The organism is Heterorhizobium halophytocola, assembly GCF_017873095.1.
GTDB lineage: Bacteria > Pseudomonadota > Alphaproteobacteria > Rhizobiales > Rhizobiaceae > Allorhizobium > Allorhizobium halophytocola.
Genome location: NZ_JAGGJU010000016.1, coordinates 19964 through 40654, shown reverse-complemented (window position 1 = coordinate 40654; position 20691 = coordinate 19964). Strand labels below are relative to the sequence as shown.

Here is a 20691-nt window from a genome sequence, read left to right as displayed (position 1 = left end):
AGGCATTCAGAGGGTCTCCGTAAGGCTCTACATTGTCGCAATGAAGTGGCTGGGACAAGACATCAGGACCTTTCCATTGTGAAGCTAAATTTGTCGGCCCCGGTCACGTAAGCCTATGGAGAGCACATGAAAGCGGCAGTTTACGATACATTCGGTCCGCCTGAAGTCTTGCGTTATGAGACGGTCGACGATCCGGTCTGTCAGCCGGACGGCGTCGTGATCCGTGTGGAGGCGATCGCAGTCGAAGGTGGCGACCTCTTTGCACGGAACACCATTTCACCTCCGTCCTCAGACCATGTCGGCGGATACGCGGCCGCCGGAGCCATCATCCAACTCGGCTCGAACGTCCATGACTGGTCCGTCGGCGATCGAGTGGCGACGATCGCGGTGGGTGGCTCGCATGCAGAGTTGCGTGCGGTTCCGGCTCGTACCTGCTTCCGCGTGCCAGATGGTCTTGACATGGCACGGGCAGCGGCAGTGCCAGTGCCATTTCTAACAGCGCACCACGCATTGTTTCGCGTCATTCGGTTGCGTCCAGAAGACACGCTTGTCGTGCAGGGCGCTGCGGGAAGTGTCGGCCTTGCTGCAATTCAGCTTGCGGCCGGCAAGGGATCGACGGTGCTCGCGATCCAGTCGGGGACGAAGCGGATGGATTATCTGCGTGCGCTCGGTGCGACTGACGTGATGGATCGACATGCGCAGGATACCGCAGAGTTCGTTCGACAATCCACGGAAGGTCGGATGGCCTCGGTTGTGCTGGAAACGGTCGGGGGCGCGACGCTGGACACATCGATTGCCGTCACACGACCTTTCGGTCAGATACTATTGATCGGCAATGCGAGCCAGGCAGCGATGCGGCCCGATCTCTGGCCGGCCATGACAAACAACATTTCCCTGTTGGGGGTCAGCCTGCGCGCGAGCTTCGCCGCCCCGAGCACCAGGGGAGATATCGAAGACATGCTCAGGCAGGTGGAGCGCGGCAAGCTGGCTGTTGCATTGGACCGGACCTTCTCGCTGCAGGAGGCGGCAGCGGCACACAGGTATATCGAGGAAAACTCGGTGTTGGGTCGGGTGATCCTTCGGCCGTGAAACACGACTTGCGTGCGGCTCTTGCATGAGAGAAATCTATATATCTCAGCGATAGGCTACTTCATCTCCAATGTTAGAGAATAGCCGCTTCCGCCCAACAGCGATCCCTGGTGGCTGTTGGGCGGGTCGTCTTCGTTTGTTGTGTTATTGGCTGACCTTCCGTTTGCGCTGCGGAAATTGCGCCGTATCCGGCGGCATCCTCCAGAGCCCCACGCCTACACCCCTTCCTCCGCCTCCAGCCCCGCCCAGAACCGCGTCAGCGCCTCGGCCACCGGCGCGGGCGTCTCCTCCGGCCACCAGTGGCCGACGCCTTGCAGAGGCGCGATCGTCGCGCCGGATTGGCGGGCGGCCCATTGGTGTTGTTCCACGGTGCCGCTGGCGCGGCCGAAATCGTCAAGGGCGATAAGGGCAAGGCCCGGGCGTCTTGCGGCCCTCTGCAGGGATTGTCCGGCATTCGACATCGCCGGCTGGCGGGAGGCGCGGAGCAGCTTGAGGACGGTCGCGCCCATTTCAGGGTCCATGCCGGCCGCCACCCGTTCCGCCATCCGCCCGGTCATGCCGAGACTTGCGGCCACCGCCAGCCGCTGCTCAAGGTCGCCGCCCCAGATCTCCTGCACCGAGGCTTCGCCGACGCCCTCCTGCTGCCAGGCTTGGGCCCGCGCATGCCAGGCATAGTCGGGCGCAAAGACGCCGAGCGCGTCCGAGGCCCAGCTGCGGATCAGGTCCGGACGGTGCATCGCCAGCAGCGCGACATGGATGCCGCCCCAGTCGTGCCCGACCAGGTCGACCGGCGTGGCGAACAGTTCCAGCTGGCCCGCAAGCCAGTCCAGATAGGCCTGCATCGACGGCGCGAAGCCGGCCGGGGCGGGGACGCCGAAGCCGGGCGGCGACAGGGCAACGGCGTCCGCCCGGCCGAGTGCGCCGATCAGCGGGCCCCAGACGGCCGCTGTTTCGGGATTGCCGTGGACGAGGACAAGGGGCGTGTGCGGCATGGATTCACCTCTAAAATACTTGTTGATTGACACGCAAGTATCACGGCCGGATAAAAATGCAAGTGTCGCCGCGGCTTTCCCCCGTATCTGCGCGGTCCGGAAAGCGTGCCTGCCGGTGCGCCCGTTTCCCCCGTTGGCTTGCACGCCGGTCCGCGCGGCGGCACATCTGCTTGGCCGCCGACCCGTTCTGCCGCGCATCCGGTCGGCCAACGGCCTGCCCGCTTGCTTGCAAGCGTTCCGCAGCCCGTGGTATCGACGGGGCGAGCGCCACCTTCGATGGACGAGGTTCGTCGACCCGATGACTGAATAGCCCCGATGCCTGACCAGCCTCCCGCGCGCCGCACGCAGCAAGAGCGGCGCGAGCAGACCGAACGCAAGGTGATTGCCGCCGCGACGGCGCTGATTGCGGCGCGCGGGTCGCGCGCGCTCACCCTGGCGGAGGTCGGCAAGGCCGCCGGCTACAGCCGCGGCATCGTCACCCATCATTTCGGCAACCGGGAAAATCTGCTGCGCGCGGTGATGCGCGATGCGCAGATCTTCGCGCTCCCGGATCCCGGCGCGCGCGCCGCAGACTGGCTGGCGCAGACCGTGCGCGCCTATCTGGAGAATGTCGGCCGGCAAAGGCCGGCCACCCGCGCCTTCCTGCAGATGTGGGGGGAGGCAATTGCCACCGACCCGGTGCTGATGCCGCTGTTTGCCGAGCAGGATGCCCGCTTCCGGCGGATACTCGCCGACAAGGTCAGCGCCGGCATCCGCGACGGCTCCGTGCGGGCGGATGCCGACCCTCAGGCCATGGGCGTCTTCCTGCTCGGCCTGTTGCGCGGCATCGCCCTGCAGTTGATCTCGACCCCGCCGCCATCTCCGATCGACGCGATCATCGACGAGGCCGAACGCGCCACCCGACAGGCGCTGCGCCCGTAATCGGGCATGCCTTTGCCGCGGACGACCATCCCCACCGCAGGCCCTCGACCGCGACAAAGGGGCCCGCGACACAGGGGGCCGCGCAACGGGCTGCATCATCCGCGCGTTCCATGCCCCGCGCATCCGATCGCTGGCCCGCGATCGAGGCGAGCCGGTTTTGCCGGTGGTTTTAGGGCGACGTGGCTTTCGCGCCGTGCGCGATCCCGGGAGGGCACGAAGCGGGGAGGACGGCACGCTGGCCGCGCCGCGTTCCGGGCAATGCCTTCCGGCCGCAGTCGCCAAAGCCGGGCCGTCCGGGCGAGAAGCACGGGCGCCGAAGCGCCCGCTGCCGGTTGGTTCTGTTATTCGGCCGCGAGTTCGCCGCGGGCATTGCTTGCCTTCAATGCGGCGTCCTCCGGTTCCCCGCCGTCTTCGGCGTCGCGGAGCTTGTCGGCAAAGGACAGGATGGTGGCTTGTGCGTCGGCGGCGGTGTTCGGGTCGGCATCGCCGTCCCCGTCCTCATCCGCATTGGCTTCGCCGGCCGGTTCGCCGGCAATGACGCCGATATCGGCCAGTTCGGCCAGCAGTTCCATTACCTTGTCCAGCTTCAGCGGTCTTGCCAGCAGGAAGCCCTGCACCTCGGTGCACTGGTCCATGGTCAGCACCGCCAGCTGTTCGTTGGTCTCGACGCCCTCGGCGGTGACCGACAGGCCGAGCGCCTTGCCGAGGCCGAGGATCGCCTGGACGATGGCGCGGGCATTCTCCCGCGTGTCGAGATCCATGATGAAGGAGCGGTCGATCTTGATCACGTCGAAGGGGAAATTGCGCAGATAGCTGAGCGACGAATAGCCGGTGCCGAAATCGTCCATGGCAAGCTTGATGCCGAGCGTTTTCAGTTCGGCCAGCACCTGGATCGCCCGTTCGGCATCCTCCAGCAGCACGCCCTCGGTGATCTCCAGTTCGAGCAGGTGGCCCGGCAGGCCGGAGCTTTGCAGCGCCTCGCGCACCTTGTCGACCAGATTGCCGTCGCGGAACTGCACCGGCGAGACATTGACCGAGACACCGATGCCGTCCCAGGCGGTCGCCGCCTGGCAGGCGGTGCGCAGGATCCAGTCGCCGAGCGGCACGATCAGGCCGTTCTGTTCGGCCAGCGGAATGAATTCCGCCGGGCTGACGCGGCCGCTTTCCGGATGCGCCCAGCGCACCAGCGCCTCCAGGCTGCGGATGCGCCGCATCCTCGTGTCGAAGCGCGGCTGGTATTCGAGGTAGAAGTCGCCGGCCGCCAGGCCGTGGCGCAGGTCCTCGGTCATCTTGCGCTGCGCCATGATCCGGTCGTTCATCTCGGTGGCGTAGAAATGATACTGCCCGCGGCCGCTTTCCTTCGACCGGTAGAGGGCGGCGTCGGCAGACCGCAGCAATTCGTCCGGCGTCGTGCCGTCGGCCGGCGAGATGGCAATCCCCATCGACATGCTGACGGTGATGTCGCCGCTCTCGTGGCGGATCGGCAGGCTGATGCTGTCGAACAGCCGCTTGCAGAAGCGGTCGATCGCCTCGGCCGGCATGGCGGGTGCGGCAATGACGAATTCGTCGCCGCCGACGCGGGCGACCATCTGGTCGTCGCGCAGGGTGCGGCGCAGCCGGTCGGCGATCTCGCCCAGCACCCGGTCGCCGACATGATGGCCGAAGGTATCGTTGATCGGCTTGAACCGGTCGAGGTCGACATAAAACACGGTCAGCGAGGCGCCGGGACCCGCCAGGGCGCCGTCCATGAAGCTCGACAGCTTGACCCGGTTCGGCAGCGAGGTGGCGGCGTCGTGATGCGCCTGGCGCTTGGCGTCGTCGAAGGCCTGGGCCAGTTCGACATTGGCGCTGACGTCGCTGGCATATTTGATCACCTGCACCGGGCGACCGTTTAGGTCGAGGATCGGGCTGTAGGAGGCCTGCAGCCAGACCTCGCGTCCGTCCTTGCCGATCCGCTTGTACATGCCGGAATGGTGGCGGCCGTCGCGCAGCGCCTGCCAGAAGTCGTGATAGTCCTGCGACGCCGCGACATCGCGCTCGACCAGCATCGCGTGGTGCTTGCCCTGCAGTTCGGCAAGCTGGTAGCCGACCATGTCGAGAAAATTCTGGTTGGCCTCGGTGATCGTGCCGTCGAGATTGAAGGTGACGACGGCCTGGCTCTTGTGGATGGCGTCGATCTGGCCGCGGTAATGGGCCTGGGCCAGCTTGTCGGCGGTGATGTCGCTGGCATATTTGACGATCTTGAACGGCCGGCCGTTGAGGTCGAAGATCGGGTTATAGGTCGCCTGCAGCCAGATCTCGCTGCCGTCCTTGGCCAGTCGCCGGTATTCGCCCGCCTTGTGCTTGCCGGCTGCCAGATCCGCCCAGAACTGCTGGTATTCGGCGCTCAATCCATAGGCATCGTCGACGAACATCCGGTGATGCCGGCCGCGCACCTCGCCGAAACGGTAGCCGGTGGCGGCGAGGAAATTCTCGTTGGCGTCGATCACCGTGCCGTCGAGGTCAAACGAGATCACGCAATGGGCATTGTGGATCGCCGCGATCTGGCCCTGGTATTCGGCCTGCAGCTGGCGCTCGGTGGTGACGATGGCGGCGAACTTGACCACCTTCACCGGTTTGCCGTTGATGTCGAAGATCGGGTTGTAGGTCGCCCGCAGCCAGATCTCGCGGCCGTCCTTGCCGTAGCGCTTGTAGAGGCCGGAGCGATGCCGGCCGGCGGCCAGATCCTGCCAGAACTGCGCATATTGTGCCCCATGCGCATGGGCCGGATCGACGAACATCTTGTGGTGGCAGCCGCGGATCTCGTCGATGCCGTAGCCGCTGGCCTCGAGAAACTTGTCGTTGGCGTCGATGATCGTGCCATACATGTCGAAGGTGACGACGCAGTTGGACTTGTGGATCGCGCTGATCTGCCATTCGTAATCGGCCTGGCGCAGCTTTTCCGCCGTCACGTCGGTGGCATATTTGACCACCTTGAACGGACGTCCGGCATGGTCGAAGATCGGGCTGTAGACCGCCTGCAGCCAGACATCGGACCCGTCCCGGCGGATGCGGCGATATTCGCCCGACTTGTGCTCGCCATTGGCCAGCGCCTGCCAGAAGGCGGCATAGTCCGGGCTCAGCCGATAGGCTTCGTCGACGAAGATGGCGTGATGCCGGCCGGCGATCTCGTCGAGCGGATAGCCCATGGCGTCGAGAAATTGCTGGTTGGCGTCGAGGATCGTGCCGTCGAGGGCGAAATGGATGACGGCCTGGCTCTTGTTGATCGCGGCGATCTGGCCCTGCTCGTCGGCCTCGCGCAACTGCTCATGCGTCGCGTCCGAGACGATCTGGACGACTTCCGAGATCGTCCCGTCCTCGGTGGTGATCGGCACATAGCGCGACCGCAGCCAGAGTTCGCGGCCGTTCCTGGCAACCCACAGCACCAGGTCGGTCTGCGCCTCGCCGGCCAGCACCGCCGCCCACAGCGCGCCGCGCTGGTTGCGGTGATAGGTGCTGGAAATGAACATCGACGTGTCCTGCCCGATCAGGCTGTCGAGCTCATAGCCGATCAGGCGGGTAAACAGCGGATTGGCGCCGATGATCCGGCCATCCGGATCGTAGCGCAAGATCCCAAAAATCTGATTGAGCGCCCTCAGTTCCGAGGGAAGGGCAGGCGCTTCGACAAAAATTTCCGACATACCGATTTTACCGCAACACTGGAGCGACAAGAGCCCGACACCGGCCTGGCCGGCAAAAACCACTTAAATACAGACTGCAGGGAATGACGCAGATCTGCATAAGTTATGGCGATAAAAAGTTTACTACCTTGTTAAGGAAAAGGTTTGGATTCGGGCAAGTTGGTCGGATTTGCGGCAGAGATGGCCGCAGAGCCTGAAAGATCTGGCCAGGCTGGGGATGCTTTGTGCCGGAAGCAGACATTGAGAACCGGCATTACTGCGATAGTCTGTCTGCAAGGGGACCATGGAGGTGGGATTGCATGACGGTGCTGCAGACGGCAAGGCTCAGGCTTCGATCCTGTACTCCGGCAGACCGGGGCGACTTTCTCGCGTTGGAGCTGGATCCGCAGGTGATGCGCTTTCTCCATGGCGGCGCGGTCGATCACGCGACCACGGACCCGGAAAAGGTGACCTTCCTGATGCCAAGGGGCACCGAGCCCGATGTCTGGACGGCCAGGCGGCGCGACGACGACACATTCGTGGGCTGGTTCTGCCTGTCCGTCGAGAGGGACGAGGTGGCCGAAATCGGATACAGGCTGCGCCGGGATGCCTGGGGCAAAGGCTATGCATCCGAGGCCGCATCGGCACTGGTGGACCTGGGGTTCCACAGCACCGGCATAGAGAAAATCGTGGCCTGCACCATGGAGACCAATCTCGGGTCGCGCCGGGTCATGGAAAAGATCGGGATGACCCCTATACGCACGGTGCCTTTCCAGTCCGCCGATTTTCCCGGCACCGATCACAGGGACGTCTGGTACCAGCTGACACGCTCGGAATGGCAGGCGAGGATCCGCTGAAGGGCCGGACGCGTTCGGCGCGATCCGATGGTCTTCGGGCTTGACGAGAACGCCGCCCGGAGCGGGTGCCCGGGGCTGATCCGGCGCGCCGCCCTGTCGAGACCGGACTTGAGGTTCCGGGGAGGGGATCCCGACCGGGATCGACCGGATGCGCATGGCGGGCACACCGGATGCGGCACGCACCCTTGCCGGTGGGGTGCGCCGCCTCTGCACCGCCGGCATCTCGCCCGGGGACCGGCTGAAGCTGATCGCGCCTGCCGACCCCGCCATCGCACGTCTGGAGAGTGTCGCGGCCGCGCCTCTGCGCACCGCGCGGCGGGTTGCCGCCGCCGCGACCGTCACGCCGACACCGCGCCCGGCGACCGGCAGCTGTTGCGCGGGCGGACGCATCGTCCTGCCCGGGGCCTTCGCACCGCAGCTGCCGCAGGCGATCCTCCGGCTGGTCGGCGCGGTCGGCGCCGGTGCCGCAATCGCTCGGCCGGAAACCTGGTGACGATATCCTCTCACTCGCCCCGCGCGCCGGCAGCACGCGCGCATCTGCTCGAGCCCGCCGATCCCGACGACCGTGCAGACCCGAGAGAGAGATTGCCGATCCGCCCGCCATCCTCGCCAAGGCAGGTCCGGCGGCAGGGGCGCAAGTCAGCCCTCGTCTTCCGCCATCCGGCGGCTGTCGTAGCGCTCGCGGTTTTCCGCGATCCTGTCGCGATGCTGGGTTGCCCATTGCGCCAGCTGGCGGGCGGTGTCCGACAGCGAATGGCCAAGCGGCGTCAGGGTGTATTCGACCTGCGGCGGGGTGGTGTCGCGCACGGCGCGCTCCACCATGCCGTCGCGCTCCAGCGTCTTCAGCGTGCGGGTCAGCATCTGCTGCGAAATGCCGTTGACCTCGCGCTTCAACCCGTTGAAGCGGCGGCTGCCCGAACGCAGCGCCACCACCACCTGGATCGTCCACTTGTCGCCGACCCGGCTGAGGATCTCGCTGACGCCCCTGCAGGCCGCTTCGCTATGCGTGGCGGTCACATCCATCTGACCTGCTCCTGAAAATATGCTTTTGACGCTGCGATTTTGGTCTCATAAATGGCCGTGGTCAACAACAGAGACCTGGTCGCGGCCGTGTACCGTCGCACCGGGATCGCAACAGGAAGACCACGATGAAATTCTTCTATTATCCCGCCGCCTGCAGCCTCGCCGACCACATCGCGCTGATCGAGACCGGACTTGCCTATCAGCGCGTCAGCATCGACCGGGACAAGCGCACCACCGACGGTCGCGACTTCCTGGCGCTCAATCCGAAGGGCTATATCCCGGCGCTCGAACTGGACGACGGTGCGGTCCTTACCGAAAATCCGGTGATCCTGCACTATATCGCCGAGACCAGCGGCAAGCTCCTGCCGGCACACGGCCTTGCGCGCTGGCGGGCACTGGAGGCTTTGGCCTTCATGGCGTCCGAAATCCACGGCGCCTACCAGCCGTTCTTCCGGGATTTCCCGGAGCTGGAAAAGGCGCGGGCGCGGGAAAAGCTTGCGCGCCATTTCGCCATCCTCGCCGAGCAGATGGGCGACAGGCCCTTCCTCGTCGGCGACGAGATGACCATTGCCGACTGCTATCTGTTCTGGGTGCTGATGGTGGCGCCGAAGAGCGGCGTCGACCTTCCGGCCCCGCTGCAGGCCTGCTTCGACCGCCTGAAGGCGCGGCCCTCGGTGATCCGGGCGCTGGCCGAAGAAGGCCTCGGCTGATCGCCCGGCACGCCTGACAGGCGGGCGTGACGGGCTGACCTGAAAAGCGGGCCCGAATATAGGGTCCGAATATCGGGTCCGAACGAGGCCTTTCCCATGCGGCGCGGCCCCCGAGGGATTGACCGTCAGACCCGGTGCGCCAGGGCCGGCGTGGCGCCATGTCAGCGCGGGCCGCGTCTGCCGGTATCGGGTGCGCCAGGGCCGGCGTGGCGCCATGTCAGGGCGGGCCTCGTCCGCCGGTATCGGGTGCGCCAAGGCCGGCGTGGCGCCATGTCAGCGCGGGCCGCGTCCGCCGGTATCGGGTGCGAAGGACAGGAGCGGCGGCGACGCTCTCTGCTGCCGGTCATGCCCGCATGGCGTGCCGCCGACGCCGACCCGGATCAGCGCGAGGCTCGCCATGGCCGAAAACTGCCGGGTGACCGGGATCGACCGCGCCATGGTGATGGCCGCCGTCTCCGGGTTGAACGGCCCGGACGCCGCGTCGTCGCAGATATGGCGCGCTTCCGGGTTTTTCGTGCCCCTGGCGCTTGTCGACCCGGGCGCCCGGCGCTGCCCCTGCGCGGTGTCGAGCACGGCGGCCAGGCTGAGCCGCGCCGCCTTGCCGGGGTTGCCCGGGTTGGCCGTTGGCGGGCGCTGCGGTTCGGTCATCATCCGGCAGGCGATCGCATCGCCACAGGCCCGATGCCCGGATTTCGTCTCCCGGTCGTCGGCCGGCGCCGCGGCGATCGGCGCGGCGCTCACGAGCAGGACTGCAGTCATCGACAAGGCACGCATGGCATCCTCCGGCTGGCTGAACCGCAGCTTGGCATCAGGTTTCTGCTAATTCAAGCGCAGAGTGAATTCGAAGCGGCTTGTTCACTCTATGCTTGCTTTTCCCCGCCGATCCGCCGGCCGACATCGCGGCGGATCCGGCCGGTCGGCCCGGCCGCGTGCGTCGGCGCCATGGAACCCATCGGCCATCCGCCGCTTTTCCCCTTGCCGGCGCCGAGACCGGGGATAGACTGCAGATGAACGAGGGCTGTTTTCGTGGATGCTGGATGGGACATGCAATTGGACGGGATCGGCAAGGTTCTCGAGGTCTGGCGCTATCCGGTAAGCTCGCTTGCCGGCGAGCGCTGCGAGACGATCTCGGTCAGCCCGGCCGGCATTGCCGGCGACCGGCGTTTCGGCCTGTTCGACCAGCGCACGGGCCTTTCGGCGGCGCCCGAGCAGGAGCCGCGCTGGCGCCCGGCGCTCTTTCTGTCCGCCACGCTTGGCGAGGAGACCCTGCCGCAGATCTGGTTTCCCGATGAAGGCCCGTTCTGGCTCGACGATTCCACCCTGCAGCAGCGGCTGACCGGCTATTTCGGCTTTCCCGTCGCCGTCGGCGCCTATGGCGGCATGGAGGACCATGCCGACTACCGCTTTCCGGTGATTTCCAACCGCTACACGCCGGAACACCTGCATCTGGTGACCACCACCTCGCTCGCCCATCTGGCGGCGATCGGCGCCTTTGCCGAACTCGACGCCCGCCGCTTCCGCCCCTCGGTGCTGATCGAAACGCAAGGCGAGGGCGAATTCGTCGAAAACGCCTGGATCGGTAAGGATCTGAGGCTCGGCGCGATGCAGGTGACGGTGACCGAACCGACCAAGCGCTGCGGCATGACGCTGGTTGCCCAGCCGGAGATCGGCGAGGAGCCCAATGTGCTGCGCAATATCCTGCGCCACAACAAGCGCAATTTCGGCGCCTATGCGCGGGTGTCCGAGCCCGGCGAGATTGCGGTCGGCGACCGGGTGACGCAGCTGGCAGCGTCGATGCTGACGGCCTAAGCCACGGGGGCATGGGCTTTCCCCCATGCCGCCCGCGACGCCGCCCGCGCGCCATGAAGCCGCCTCCCGGTCCCTGCCTGCACCGGCCGCGACCGGGCTAAGCCCTCCCCCTTGTGGGTCGGGTTTGGGAGGGGACTTTTTCGACACGCTCGGAAGGCGCATTCGAGACGCAGGCAAACATGCCGCCGGCACCGCGACCGGCGTCCTCAAAGTCCCGGGCGCGTTACCCTTGCAGTTCCGCCAGCATGTCCGCGAGCTGATCCAGCTGTTCGGGCATGGGGGCTGCCGAGCCCTGCAGGGCCTCGTCCCGCGCCTGCGATGTCGGATAGAGCTCGTGGAAGGTGACCAGCGTGCGACCGCCCAGGTCCTCGAAGGTCACGGTCGTGATCGCGCCGTCCTCGCCCTCGTCATTGGTCCAGACGATCCGCGCATTCGCCACGACGTCGAGATATCTGCCGTGGAATGCCATGCTGTCGGAGCCTTCGGTGCCGAATTCCAGCCGGTACTTGCCGCCGGTGCGCACATCCATGGCGCAGGACAAGAGCGCGATGCCGGCGACCGATTTGGGTACCCACCACCGCTGAAAAAGCGCAGGTTCGCTCCACGCCCTGTAGACCAGCGCCGGCGGCGCCTCGAAAATCCGGGTCACGACGAGTTCGCGCTCGCCCTTCGGCTCGACCGATGTCGTGTTTTCCCCCTCCAGTGCACGCCTGATGCTGTCACGCATTGCCATCCTCCTCTTTCAACTCGCGAATAATCTCGTCCAGGGCCGCAAAACGGGCTTCGAACAGCCGGCGGTGTTCATCGATCCAGGCAGCCTCCGCCGCAAGGCCGCGGCGGCCAAGCCTGCAGGTGCGCACCCGTCCGACCTTCTGCGTGACCACCAGTCCCGCCCGCTCCAGCACCTGGACATGCTTCTTCATCCCCGTCAGCGTCATCTCGAACCGGTCGGCCAGACTGCTGATCGACGCCTCGCCGCGCCCGAGCTGATCGATCACCCCCCGCCGCGTCGCATCGGCAAGGGCTGCAAAGGAGAGGTCGAGAGAGGCAGAATACTGAACCATTTGGTTCAGTATAGGATGGGAGCCAGTAAAGCGCAAGCGGGTGGGGCGGCGGGCGGTGGCGTTCCGGCGGTGCGGGGTGAAGGGTAGGGGAGCGGCGAACCAGCTTCAAAAGCCGGGTGGCGGGGGCTGACGCTTGCGAACCGGGAGGCCATAGGCGGCGCTCCTGCGCAGCCGTGTTTCGCAGGGAACGATAGGAAGTGTCTTGCTGTGGTTAGGCCATTATCCCGAGCCTAAGTTAAGTCGAGCCACAGTCCTACTACCGATATACCTTTATCGCGCCGCATCTCTCATGGCGATTTCCTAAGAAGGTAAGATCTTGGTGATCGACGCCATCTCTCCCGCCTATGGGGATATCGCGTATTGGACGCATCTTAAGAGAGGCATCCAGGGTGGCTAAAGAGCCGAGCTTGCGGAGATCTGAGAGCCCACCCGCGACGCCCACACCCCATTCCCCCCTTCACGCGCTCAGCAAGATCCCCGTCTTTGCCGTGTCGCCGACATCGTCCAGGATCGCTTCCGCCACTGTTTCGCCTATCTCGGCAGCGCTGGTGATGCCCTGCACGAAGGGCAGTTTGTGCAGCAGGAAGGAGATTGCCGCGCAGTAGAGGTGGTTGGTGAACTGGCCGTCGGTGAAGACGGGGCGGAAGGTCTCGTCGATGTCGATGCCGCCGGTGCGGCGCTGGAGGGGGGCGTGGTCCTCGTCGATCAGGCCATCCTGCGGGGCGGGCGTCATCGCCTTGCGCACGCCGCCTTGCGCGATCAGCGTCGGGAAGGGCAGGTCGGTCGCCGACATCGAATGCTGGCCGGTGGCGTCGATAAAGGCGTCGTACTGGACAGTGTCCCCGTCGCGCCGGACGGTGACGCCGCGCACACCCTCTTGGGTGGTGATCTCGTAGTCCTCGCCAAGGGCCGTCACCGCAAGCTTGCCGGCCCGGTGCAGCGCCAGAAGCCTGGCAATCGAGGTCGGCGGCACGGCGGCATAGTCGTCGACGAAGACCGTCTTGAAATACCGGTGGAAGCGCTTGAGGTCGCGCTCGTCGAGATGCGGCACCACGCGGGCAATCTCCTCGTGCATCCTGAGGATCGCATAGCGCCAGGGCACGGTGTAGCGGACCGTCTTGTTGTGCTCGGTCTCCGCCAGGTTCTTCGCCGCCCAGACGAAGGGGTCGGAAACCAGCCGCTCGGCGAAATAGGCCTCCGCGATCGTCTCGACGGTGAGATCGGCAAGCCCGATCCGGGCGGAATACTCAGGGTCGGCATCGAACATCTCGGCGCGGAACAGTTCGAAGACGTCATCCAGCAGGTCGTGTCGGCCGGTGGCGATCAGCGCGTCGATCGCGTCGGCCGTGCAGATCCGCGGCGGGATATAGGGCAGGGGACAGTAGAAATCCGCCTCCGGCAACAGCCCCTTGCGCGACATCATCGTCGCGTGGAAGGCGTCGGTGTCCGGCGACGGCTGGTACTGCATCTCGCCGGCGGCGTCGAAATAGAAGGCGCCGTGGGCGGTCGCCACCGTCATCAGCGCGTCGATGCCCGACAGCGAGGTGCCGAGAATGCCGACCTTGCAGTTGCGGATGACACTCAGTGCCGTCGCCGGCCAGGGCGAGATGAAATAGCCGGGCTTGGTTTCGGTATGCTCCGGCCAGTTGTGGCCGGTCGCCATCACCACATGGTCGAACACCCAGTCGGAGGCGTCCGGCTCGCCCTCGGCGCGCACGGCAAGGCGGATATCGTCGTGCTGCAGCGCGATGTCGATGACGCGGTGGCGCTCATGCACTTCGATCCGGTGACCGTTCTGGGCGCCGATCTCCAGCAGCGACAGGAATTGCGTGCGAAAATAGTCGCCCAGCACCAGCCGCGGATAGAAGGCGCGGATGTCGATCGCCGCGCGGGCGATCTGCATCTCGGCCAGCCGCGCATCGCTCTGGCGCTCCAGCCACTCGACCAGCGTCTCGGTGATCGGCGGGATTTCGATCGAGGCGATGTTCGACAGCATGGCCGGATCGTTGATGTCTGGATGATAGGGCGTGCCGCGCCCCGGATCGTCGCCCGCCTCGAACACGCTGATGTCGAGCGGCGTGCGCGCATGAACGAGGCCCTTCAGGGTGTAGATGCCGGTGGGGCCGGAGCCGATGATCGCTATTCTGGGAGACATGAAACTGTTTTTACTCCGCGAGCGCCGGAACCCAGGAAGAAGACGACCGGCGGGGAATGAATTCGCAAAGCCGGCTTTCAGTTCCGGCCGAAGCGGCCCTGCCGGTGAAATAAACGGGATTGCCGGCAGGCATGGTGACGGAAGGGGGCGGCTGGCCCGGTCGATGCTGCCCCGCTTCAGAGCGTATTGATGTCGCTTCAGAGCGTATTGATGTCGGGCAGCAGGGTTTCCACCTCGCGGCGGCGGTTCTGGTCGAGCGTCGCGATATGCGTGTTCCAGAAGTCGCTCGCCGCCGCCGGCTCGCCTTCCCAAGTGCGGGTTGTCACGTGGTTGTCGTCGATCTTGACGCGGCGGGTGCCGCCCAGCTTGCGGTATTCCGCAACAAGTCGCGCGGCCTCGGTTTCGCCCTCATGCATTGTCGTTCTCCGGCTTTTCGGTTGCGGATGTTCTCAGGGTGTCGAACCACAACCGGCGGGCGCGCCAGAGGTTCCGGCGAGGGGGCGGGCGGCGTCTGAGGAAAGCCGGCACGCGGCCGGCATCCGCAGGCAGCAGCGTTATTTTTCACGGAACCCGATCCCGGCCTTTCGAGTTGTGACAGCAACCCCGAACGAAAAACACGGCCACACAATCAAGGAGGAATATCTCATGGTATCCGCTGAACAGATCCGCGAGCATATGGAAGTCCGCGCGCTTGATGGCGCCCATGTCGGCACCGTCGATCACATGGAAGGCTCCAGCCGCATCAAGCTGACCCGCACCGATTCGCCCGACGGCCAGCACCACCTGATCCCGCTCGACTGGGTCGATCACGTCGACCAGCACGTGCACCTGTCGAAGCCCCTGGAAGAAGTCCAGATCCAGTGGACCGTGCCCAACTGAGCGTCATCCACTGGCAGATCATCGATCCGCCGGCATCCGGCGGGTGACAGATGTCCCTTGCGGCGCTCTCCCCGGCGCCCTGGGGCTGACGCGGGCAGGACGATTTTTGCAAGAAACCTTCTGATCCGTGATGTCGGGCCGTGGCAGCAATGCCGCGGCCCCACGCCTTTATGGGCTGCCGGACGTCCGGCCCCGCTCTCGTTACGCCGCGACGACTACGCCGCCGCTTGCATCACCTCGACGCGGTTGCGCCCGTGATCCTTGGCCCGGTAGAGGGCGGTATCGGCCAGCTTGAACATTTCATCGAAACTGATGTCGCGCACCGCGCGGGACACGACGCCGATACTGACGGTGACGCCCTGATGGCTGCCATTGCCGTGGTCGGCCAGCAGGCGGGCATGGGCAATGACGCGGCGCAGCCGCTCGGCGGCGGCCTGCGCCCGGTCCTCGCCGATGCCGGGCATTACCAGCACGATCTCCTCGCCGCCGAAACGGGCAATGATGTCGTCGCCGCGGATCTGTGAGCGGATCAGGTCGGCGATCCGCACCAGCACCGTGTCGCCGGCATCATGGCCGAAGACATCGTTGACCCGCTTGAAATGGTCGATATCGACCACCAGCACCGAGGCGCTCTCCTGCCGCTCGCGCAGCCGATCGAAGGCCACCGTCATGCTGCGCTCGAAGCCGCGGCGGTTGAGCAGTCCGGTCAGCGGGTCCAGCGTCGCTTCCGCCACCAGCTCGTTGCGGCGGCGATACTCCGAAAGCGCGCTGTTGAGGATGCGGGCCAGGAGCACGACCGCGACCAGGCTGCCGACGCTGAGCGGACCGATGGCACGCAGGAAGACCTCGGCATTGTTGTCGATCGGAATGGTGAAGATGAACAGCAGCGGCACATTGCAGAGCAGGCCAAGCGCGATCTGCTGGCGAAAGCTGACGCCACGTCCGCGTCCCAGCCATGGCAGCAGGCACATGCCCAGCACGGCGGTGGAAAAGATGTTGGCGACACCGGCGCTGGCGCCCACACCACCCTGCCAATAGCGCATGGCGGCGGTGATCAGGCCCGCCTCGACGGCGCCGATGACGCCGCCGAACGGCCCGGCCAGCACCACCATGGCGGCGCGCACGTCGATCCTGACACCCGGAATGATCTCGATCGAATTGAGCACCGCAAGGCAGGCGCCGATGCCGAAGATCAGCCCGATCGCCACATCGCGCAGCAGCGCATGCTTCACATATCGCAGGATCGCGCCATAGCCCATCGCCAGAAGGGCGAAGTCGCCGATCGTGTTGATGATGCTCAAAAGCAGTTCGGGCTTCAACATCTGGCGGTCGTTCTCTTGCTCGATAGTCTACGCGTCACGGTCAGGGCCGTCGGCAAGCGGCGGCAGGGCGGTCTCATCCGGCCCGGTCTTGACTGGTCTCGCCGCACCCGGCCTTGCCACGCTGCGGGTCTGTGTGATCGCTGCGCCCCGCCGAGCTGATCAGCATTCTGATGATTTGCTGCGAAATCAGTCAACATCATTCAATAGCCCGCCAATCTAAAGCAAAGGTAAAAAGCATACCTATTGTTTGCCCTCCCGAGGCGGCAAAACGGGGGGGAGAAAGCGGGCATGCGGGGCGAGCGATGCCGGGGGTGGCTGCGAGCCGAAAATCGGTCATGTGCCAGTGGAAAGATCGTTTATCCCTTGAAATTCACGCAGATTTCACGGTGCGCCCGGTAGGCGCGACTATAGTTTGTCGCTAATTTGAGATTAACGACAATATTAGAGATCTTGCGCGTCCGTTAAATTCCATTTTGCGGAAAATATAGTGATGTTTTTTTCGCGACGGGGAGGTTTTCGATGAATCTGATCGTATTTTGCGACGGCACCTGGAATACGCCGGACCAGATGGACGGCGATCTTTCGGCGCCCACCAATGTGGTCAAGCTGCGCAATGCGCTGGCGACCCATGATGCCGACGGCGAGGAGCAGAAGGTCTATTACCATCCGGGCGTCGGCACCGATGGCGGCTGGTGGGACCGGATCGCCGGCGGCGGCATGGGCGAGGGGCTCGATCGCAACATCATGAGCGCCTATAATTGGCTGGCCCGCCAATATACCCCCAAGGCGAAGATCTGGCTGTTCGGCTTTTCCCGCGGCGCCTATACCGCGCGCAGCCTTGGCGGCATGATTTCGCGCTGCGGCCTGTTCGATCCGGCAAGCCCCGGCGTTCCTAAGGAAGCCGATATCTGGCGGGCGATCCAGGGCCTGTTCGACAATTACCGCCTGCCGGCCGATCAGGCCGCCCCGATCATCGCCACCGACACGCTGGCCTTTCATGGCGTCGCGACCGGCCAGACGGCGGCCGCCTCGATCCCGATCCATTTCATCGGCGTCTGGGATACGGTGGGCGCGCTCGGCGTGCCGGACGACATGGCGCTGCTGAACCTGATCGACGACCCGAAGAAGCACAGTTTCCACGACACGACGCTGGGGGCAACGGTCGCCCACGCCCGCCATGCGGTGGCCATCGACGAGATGCGGCAGAGCTTCATGCCGACGCTCTGGGATGCGGCCCCTAGCGACCCGCGCGTCAAGCAGGTCTGGTTTCCGGGCGTCCACGGCGATGTCGGCGGCGGCTACGGGCTGTGCGGCCTGTCGAACGCGGCGCTGCTGTGGATGGCGGACGAGGCGGAGGCCAAGGGGCTCGGCCTGCGGGCGGCGGTGCGCGACCAGATGACCTGCGAATGCCGCGACCAGCTGCACGATTCCCTCACCGGCATCTTCAAGACGCTGAAGACCAGGCCGCGGGCGGTGCCCTGCCTCGGTGTCGACAGCGCCGACCTGCACGCCTCCGCCCGCGACCGCCACACCGATCCGCCGCTGCAGCAGGGGGCCTACTGGAAGACGATGCGGCTGGCCGACGGGGAGCAGAAAACCGTCGACATCTATGCCCGAGAGCACTGGAACAGCACCGGTCTCTGGCTCGAGGCGGGCGTGGACTATATCTTTTCCGCCAGCGGCGAATGGCTGGACGGCGGCATGCATTGCGGGCCGGATGGCACGGATGGCGACGGGCAGGTGACGCTTGGCGATGCGGTGCAGATGGCCTCGTCCTTTTTCGGCCGCGGCGAGGCGATCTACAAACGGCTGACCGGCAACCGCAAGGCGGACTTCATCTATACCAAGCGCGAGGAGGATTTCGGCTGGTTCCAGCTCGTCGGCCTGGTGGCCAACGGCGTCGTGCCGGACCATGACGCCCCGGCCGACACCCCGCCGCACGAGGTCTTCGCCATTGGCACGGCTGCCAGCTTCACCCCCGGCAAGAGCGGCTATCTCTACGCCTTCGCCAATGACGCCTGGCAGATGTACGACAACAATGCCGGCAGCGTGCAGTTGACGGTCAGGCGCGGCTGACCGGCGGCCGAGGCGCTCCCGCCGCGAACCTTTACGACCCGCGCGGGTGGTGGCGATCAGGGCCTCGGACCGGTTGGCCGGGCGACTGCGGATCGAAATCCTTGAGCTTTTCACGGTCGCCGTGGCGGACCATTTCGACTGGTCGCGGGCCATGCGAGATCGGCCGTTCGAGACCGGCTTTTCCGATCTTCGTCCGACAAAGGCGCCGGAAAACTCGCCGGCGATCGCGCCCGCTGTTCGCGAATGGTGAGAATACTCTTGAAATCGTCGAAGCCTGCTGGAATGTCTGGCGGCCTATGGTGTTACAAGCATCCGACACGGACTTTCCATAACCGTCACCTTTGCGCTGACCGAAACCGATCTGAAGGACGCGGTCCGGCTTTATATCCGCACGCGTGTGCGTCTGCGGAGGCTCTTGCCGTTGGTGGCGCTTTGCGCCTTCTGGGCCGTTTACGACAAGGTGCAGGATCCGGACCCGGGCACGCTGATCACTCTCATCGCTGCCGCCATTGGCCTCGTGTCGACCCTCATTCTTGTCAAGCGCGTCGTGCTGCCGTTCCGGGGCGCCCGCAACGCCCGCGGTCTCGCAAAAAGCTGCCTCATCGTGGCCGAGCAGCATCTGACGCCCACCGGTGACGGATTTGACATTCGCCTTTCCGACGGTCACCGGCGGTATCTCCGGAGCGATTTTACCGGGCTTGCCGAGGATGAGCGGATGATGCTGCTCTTCCAGGTGGGTAATGTCTATCGACCGCTGCCCAAGCGTGCTTTCAACCCGGAGCAACGCGACAGTTTTCTGGCGGCGGCAAGGGCCCATATCGCCGAGCCGCAGGGCTTTCGCCTGACGCTCTGTCAAAGGGCTTGACGGACGTCCGTGGTCCCCGCAGCCGATAGGCGGGCGCAGGCCCGGCGGGCGGCAAAAGCCACCCGCCGGCGTTTCGTCTCAGACCAGTTCGGCAAGCGACTTCGGATCGAAGTCCTTCAGGCTGTCGGTCTTGTCCGCGCGGATCTTGGCGGCCCATTGCGGGTCGTTGAGGATCGCGCGGCCGACGGCGATCAGGTCGAACTCGTCGCGCGCCATGCGCTCGATCAGGCGGTCGAGGCCGGCCTTTTCCGAGCCCTGTCCGGCAAAGGCGCCGAAGAAGTCGCCGGACAGCCCGACCGAGCCGACGGAGATCGTCGGGACGCCGGTGAGCTTCTTGGCCCAGCCGGCGAAATTGAGGCCGTTCTCGCCGTCTTCGGCGGCAAATTCCGGCTCCCAGAAGCGGCGCTGCGAGCAGTGCAGGATGTCGGCACCCGCATCGACGATCGGCTGCAGCCAGTCGGCCATTTCGGCAGGCGTGTTGGCGAGCCGGGCGGAATAGTCCTGCTGCTTCCACTGGCTGAGGCGGATGATGACCGGGAAATCCGGGCCGACGGCGGCGCGCACGGCCTTGACGACTTCAACGGCGAAACGCGAACGGTCCTTGATCGTCGGGCCGCCCCAGCCGTCGGTGCGGCTATTGGTGCCCTCCCAGAAGAACTGGTCGATCAGGTAGCCATGGGCGCCGTGGATCTCGACGACGTCGAAACCGAGGCGCTTGGCGTCGGCGGCGGCCTTGGCGTAAGCCGCGATGGTCGCGGCGATATCGGCCTCGCTCATCGTCACGCCGCGCGGCGTCTTCGGGTCGAGCAGGCCGGACGGGCTCTCGACCGGGGCCTCCGGTTCCCATTCGCCCGCGCGGGTCGAGCCGGTGTGCCAGATCTGCGGGCCCATGGCGCCGCCGGCGCCGTGCACGGCGTCGATCACGGCCTTCCAGCCGGAGAGCGCCTTGTCGCCATGGAAAAAGGGAATGCCCGGCAAATTGCGCGAGGCCGGGCGATCGATCACCGTACCTTCCGACAGGATCAGGCCGACATCGGCCTCGGCGCGGCGACGGTAATAGGCGGTCTGCGCCTCGCCCGGAATGCCGCCCTCGGCCATGCCGCGGGTCATCGGCGCCATGACGATGCGGTTCTTCAGCGTCAGCGATTTCAGGGTGAAGGGGCGGAACAGAACGTCCTTGCCGGCGGCGGTCGAAGCATCGGACATCGAGGTTTCAGACATTTGGGGTCTCCATTTGCGTGTCGTGGGCATTAGGTATATCTTGGAAACC

The 20691-nt window shown here is 65.5% G+C and carries 20 protein-coding genes; 10 read left to right on the top strand and 10 right to left on the bottom strand.

The window, feature by feature from the left end:
• The first annotated feature begins 126 nt into the window (after positions 1–126).
• A complete protein-coding gene (locus J2Z17_RS23320; protein WP_209948889.1) occupies positions 127–1089 on the top strand; it encodes a quinone oxidoreductase family protein in 963 nt (320 codons plus the stop codon).
• A 215-nt stretch (positions 1090–1304) separates the two neighbouring features.
• Here the strand turns inward: J2Z17_RS23320 and J2Z17_RS23315 are convergent, their stop codons facing one another.
• Entirely contained in the window at positions 1305–2081 is a 777-nt protein-coding gene (locus J2Z17_RS23315; RefSeq protein ID WP_209948887.1) for an alpha/beta fold hydrolase, read from the bottom strand.
• Positions 2082–2396: 315 nt separating this feature from the next.
• Between J2Z17_RS23315 and J2Z17_RS23310 the strand changes: the two genes are divergently transcribed.
• Positions 2397–3002: a TetR/AcrR family transcriptional regulator gene (locus J2Z17_RS23310; protein WP_209948885.1), complete on the top strand. Its 606-nt coding sequence runs from the start codon at positions 2397–2399 to the stop codon at positions 3000–3002.
• A gap of 341 nt (positions 3003–3343) precedes the next feature.
• On the opposite strand, the gene J2Z17_RS23305 is transcribed toward J2Z17_RS23310, so the two are convergent.
• Positions 3344–6682: a sensor domain-containing protein gene (locus J2Z17_RS23305; RefSeq protein WP_209948883.1), complete on the bottom strand. Its 3339-nt coding sequence runs from the start codon at positions 6680–6682 to the stop codon at positions 3344–3346.
• 299 nt (positions 6683–6981) lie between these two features.
• Between J2Z17_RS23305 and J2Z17_RS23300 the strand changes: the two genes are divergently transcribed.
• A complete protein-coding gene (locus tag J2Z17_RS23300) occupies positions 6982–7518 on the top strand; it encodes a GNAT family N-acetyltransferase (protein WP_209948881.1) in 537 nt (178 codons plus the stop codon).
• Positions 7519–7672: 154 nt separating this feature from the next.
• The gene (locus J2Z17_RS23295) at positions 7673–8011 is read left to right on the top strand and encodes a hypothetical protein (RefSeq protein ID WP_209948879.1); all 339 of its coding nucleotides are present in this window, start codon (positions 7673–7675) and stop codon (positions 8009–8011) included.
• 146 nt (positions 8012–8157) lie between these two features.
• Here the strand turns inward: J2Z17_RS23295 and J2Z17_RS23290 are convergent, their stop codons facing one another.
• The gene (locus J2Z17_RS23290; RefSeq protein ID WP_209948877.1) at positions 8158–8541 is read right to left on the bottom strand and encodes a winged helix-turn-helix transcriptional regulator; all 384 of its coding nucleotides are present in this window, start codon (positions 8539–8541) and stop codon (positions 8158–8160) included.
• Positions 8542–8666: 125 nt separating this feature from the next.
• Here J2Z17_RS23290 and J2Z17_RS23285 point away from each other — a divergent pair, with 125 nt between their 5' ends.
• Positions 8667–9251 carry a glutathione binding-like protein gene (locus J2Z17_RS23285; RefSeq protein WP_209948875.1) on the top strand — a complete coding sequence of 195 codons (585 nt, stop codon included), beginning with the start codon at positions 8667–8669 and terminating at the stop codon, positions 9249–9251.
• 273 nt (positions 9252–9524) lie between these two features.
• On the opposite strand, the gene J2Z17_RS23280 is transcribed toward J2Z17_RS23285, so the two are convergent.
• On the bottom strand, positions 9525–10025 hold the full coding sequence (locus J2Z17_RS23280) for a hypothetical protein (protein ID WP_209948873.1): 501 nt from the start codon (positions 10023–10025) through the stop codon (positions 9525–9527).
• Between the two features lie 270 nt (positions 10026–10295).
• Here J2Z17_RS23280 and J2Z17_RS23275 point away from each other — a divergent pair, with 270 nt between their 5' ends.
• Positions 10296–11060, top strand: coding sequence for an MOSC domain-containing protein (locus J2Z17_RS23275; RefSeq protein ID WP_209948871.1), 765 nt, complete (start codon positions 10296–10298; stop codon positions 11058–11060).
• A 223-nt stretch (positions 11061–11283) separates the two neighbouring features.
• On the opposite strand, the gene J2Z17_RS23270 is transcribed toward J2Z17_RS23275, so the two are convergent.
• From J2Z17_RS23270 to J2Z17_RS23255, 4 genes are all read right to left on the bottom strand, one after another.
• Positions 11284–11787 carry an SRPBCC family protein gene (locus J2Z17_RS23270; protein WP_209948869.1) on the bottom strand — a complete coding sequence of 168 codons (504 nt, stop codon included), beginning with the start codon at positions 11785–11787 and terminating at the stop codon, positions 11284–11286.
• Positions 11780–12124, bottom strand: a complete 345-nt coding sequence (locus tag J2Z17_RS23265) for an ArsR/SmtB family transcription factor (protein WP_209948867.1) — start codon at positions 12122–12124, stop codon at positions 11780–11782. The genes J2Z17_RS23270 and J2Z17_RS23265 overlap by 8 nt, the downstream gene beginning before the upstream one ends.
• A 457-nt stretch (positions 12125–12581) precedes the next feature.
• A complete protein-coding gene (locus J2Z17_RS23260) occupies positions 12582–14279 on the bottom strand; it encodes an FAD/NAD(P)-binding protein (protein ID WP_209948865.1) in 1698 nt (565 codons plus the stop codon).
• Positions 14280–14476: 197 nt separating this feature from the next.
• Positions 14477–14695, bottom strand: coding sequence for a hypothetical protein (locus J2Z17_RS23255; protein ID WP_209948863.1), 219 nt, complete (start codon positions 14693–14695; stop codon positions 14477–14479).
• A 229-nt stretch (positions 14696–14924) separates the two neighbouring features.
• On the opposite strand from J2Z17_RS23255, the gene J2Z17_RS23250 reads away from it, so the two are divergent.
• Positions 14925–15158, top strand: coding sequence for a DUF2171 domain-containing protein (locus tag J2Z17_RS23250; RefSeq protein WP_209948861.1), 234 nt, complete (start codon positions 14925–14927; stop codon positions 15156–15158).
• Between the two features lie 215 nt (positions 15159–15373).
• On the opposite strand, the gene J2Z17_RS23245 is transcribed toward J2Z17_RS23250, so the two are convergent.
• On the bottom strand, positions 15374–16480 hold the full coding sequence (locus tag J2Z17_RS23245) for a GGDEF domain-containing protein (RefSeq protein ID WP_209948859.1): 1107 nt from the start codon (positions 16478–16480) through the stop codon (positions 15374–15376).
• 519 nt (positions 16481–16999) lie between these two features.
• Here J2Z17_RS23245 and J2Z17_RS23240 point away from each other — a divergent pair.
• The 3 genes from J2Z17_RS23240 to J2Z17_RS23230 all read left to right on the top strand — a co-directional run bounded on the left by J2Z17_RS23240 (position 17000) and on the right by J2Z17_RS23230 (position 19421).
• A complete protein-coding gene (locus J2Z17_RS23240) occupies positions 17000–18556 on the top strand; it encodes a DUF2235 domain-containing protein (RefSeq protein ID WP_209948857.1) in 1557 nt (518 codons plus the stop codon).
• Positions 18557–18602: 46 nt separating this feature from the next.
• Positions 18603–18806 (top strand): hypothetical protein, encoded by a 204-nt coding sequence (locus J2Z17_RS23235; protein WP_209948855.1) that lies wholly within the window; start codon positions 18603–18605, stop codon positions 18804–18806.
• A 171-nt stretch (positions 18807–18977) separates the two neighbouring features.
• Entirely contained in the window at positions 18978–19421 is a 444-nt protein-coding gene (locus J2Z17_RS23230; protein WP_209948853.1) for a YcxB family protein, read from the top strand.
• 78 nt (positions 19422–19499) lie between these two features.
• Here J2Z17_RS23230 and J2Z17_RS23225 read toward each other — a convergent pair whose 3' ends face one another.
• A complete protein-coding gene (locus tag J2Z17_RS23225) occupies positions 19500–20627 on the bottom strand; it encodes an NADH:flavin oxidoreductase (protein ID WP_209949026.1) in 1128 nt (375 codons plus the stop codon).
• Positions 20628–20691: the final 64 nt, after the last annotated feature.

What these genes read in the sequence shown, in the direction of transcription:
- J2Z17_RS23320 (WP_209948889.1), top strand. Translation starts at nt 127, where the DNA reads ATGAAAGCGGCAGTTTACGATACATTCGGTCCGCCTGAAGTCTTGCGT.
- J2Z17_RS23315 (WP_209948887.1), bottom strand. Translation starts at nt 2,081, where the DNA reads ATGCCGCACACGCCCCTTGTCCTCGTCCACGGCAATCCCGAAACAGCG.
- J2Z17_RS23310 (WP_209948885.1), top strand. Translation starts at nt 2,397, where the DNA reads ATGCCTGACCAGCCTCCCGCGCGCCGCACGCAGCAAGAGCGGCGCGAG.
- J2Z17_RS23305 (WP_209948883.1), bottom strand. Translation starts at nt 6,682, where the DNA reads ATGTCGGAAATTTTTGTCGAAGCGCCTGCCCTTCCCTCGGAACTGAGG.
- J2Z17_RS23300 (WP_209948881.1), top strand. Translation starts at nt 6,982, where the DNA reads ATGACGGTGCTGCAGACGGCAAGGCTCAGGCTTCGATCCTGTACTCCG.
- J2Z17_RS23295 (WP_209948879.1), top strand. Translation starts at nt 7,673, where the DNA reads ATGGCGGGCACACCGGATGCGGCACGCACCCTTGCCGGTGGGGTGCGC.
- J2Z17_RS23290 (WP_209948877.1), bottom strand. Translation starts at nt 8,541, where the DNA reads ATGGATGTGACCGCCACGCATAGCGAAGCGGCCTGCAGGGGCGTCAGC.
- J2Z17_RS23285 (WP_209948875.1), top strand. Translation starts at nt 8,667, where the DNA reads ATGAAATTCTTCTATTATCCCGCCGCCTGCAGCCTCGCCGACCACATC.
- J2Z17_RS23280 (WP_209948873.1), bottom strand. Translation starts at nt 10,025, where the DNA reads ATGCGTGCCTTGTCGATGACTGCAGTCCTGCTCGTGAGCGCCGCGCCG.
- J2Z17_RS23275 (WP_209948871.1), top strand. Translation starts at nt 10,296, where the DNA reads ATGCAATTGGACGGGATCGGCAAGGTTCTCGAGGTCTGGCGCTATCCG.
- J2Z17_RS23270 (WP_209948869.1), bottom strand. Translation starts at nt 11,787, where the DNA reads ATGCGTGACAGCATCAGGCGTGCACTGGAGGGGGAAAACACGACATCG.
- J2Z17_RS23265 (WP_209948867.1), bottom strand. Translation starts at nt 12,124, where the DNA reads ATGGTTCAGTATTCTGCCTCTCTCGACCTCTCCTTTGCAGCCCTTGCC.
- J2Z17_RS23260 (WP_209948865.1), bottom strand. Translation starts at nt 14,279, where the DNA reads ATGTCTCCCAGAATAGCGATCATCGGCTCCGGCCCCACCGGCATCTAC.
- J2Z17_RS23255 (WP_209948863.1), bottom strand. Translation starts at nt 14,695, where the DNA reads ATGCATGAGGGCGAAACCGAGGCCGCGCGACTTGTTGCGGAATACCGC.
- J2Z17_RS23250 (WP_209948861.1), top strand. Translation starts at nt 14,925, where the DNA reads ATGGTATCCGCTGAACAGATCCGCGAGCATATGGAAGTCCGCGCGCTT.
- J2Z17_RS23245 (WP_209948859.1), bottom strand. Translation starts at nt 16,480, where the DNA reads ATGTTGAAGCCCGAACTGCTTTTGAGCATCATCAACACGATCGGCGAC.
- J2Z17_RS23240 (WP_209948857.1), top strand. Translation starts at nt 17,000, where the DNA reads ATGAATCTGATCGTATTTTGCGACGGCACCTGGAATACGCCGGACCAG.
- J2Z17_RS23225 (WP_209949026.1), bottom strand. Translation starts at nt 20,627, where the DNA reads ATGTCCGATGCTTCGACCGCCGCCGGCAAGGACGTTCTGTTCCGCCCC.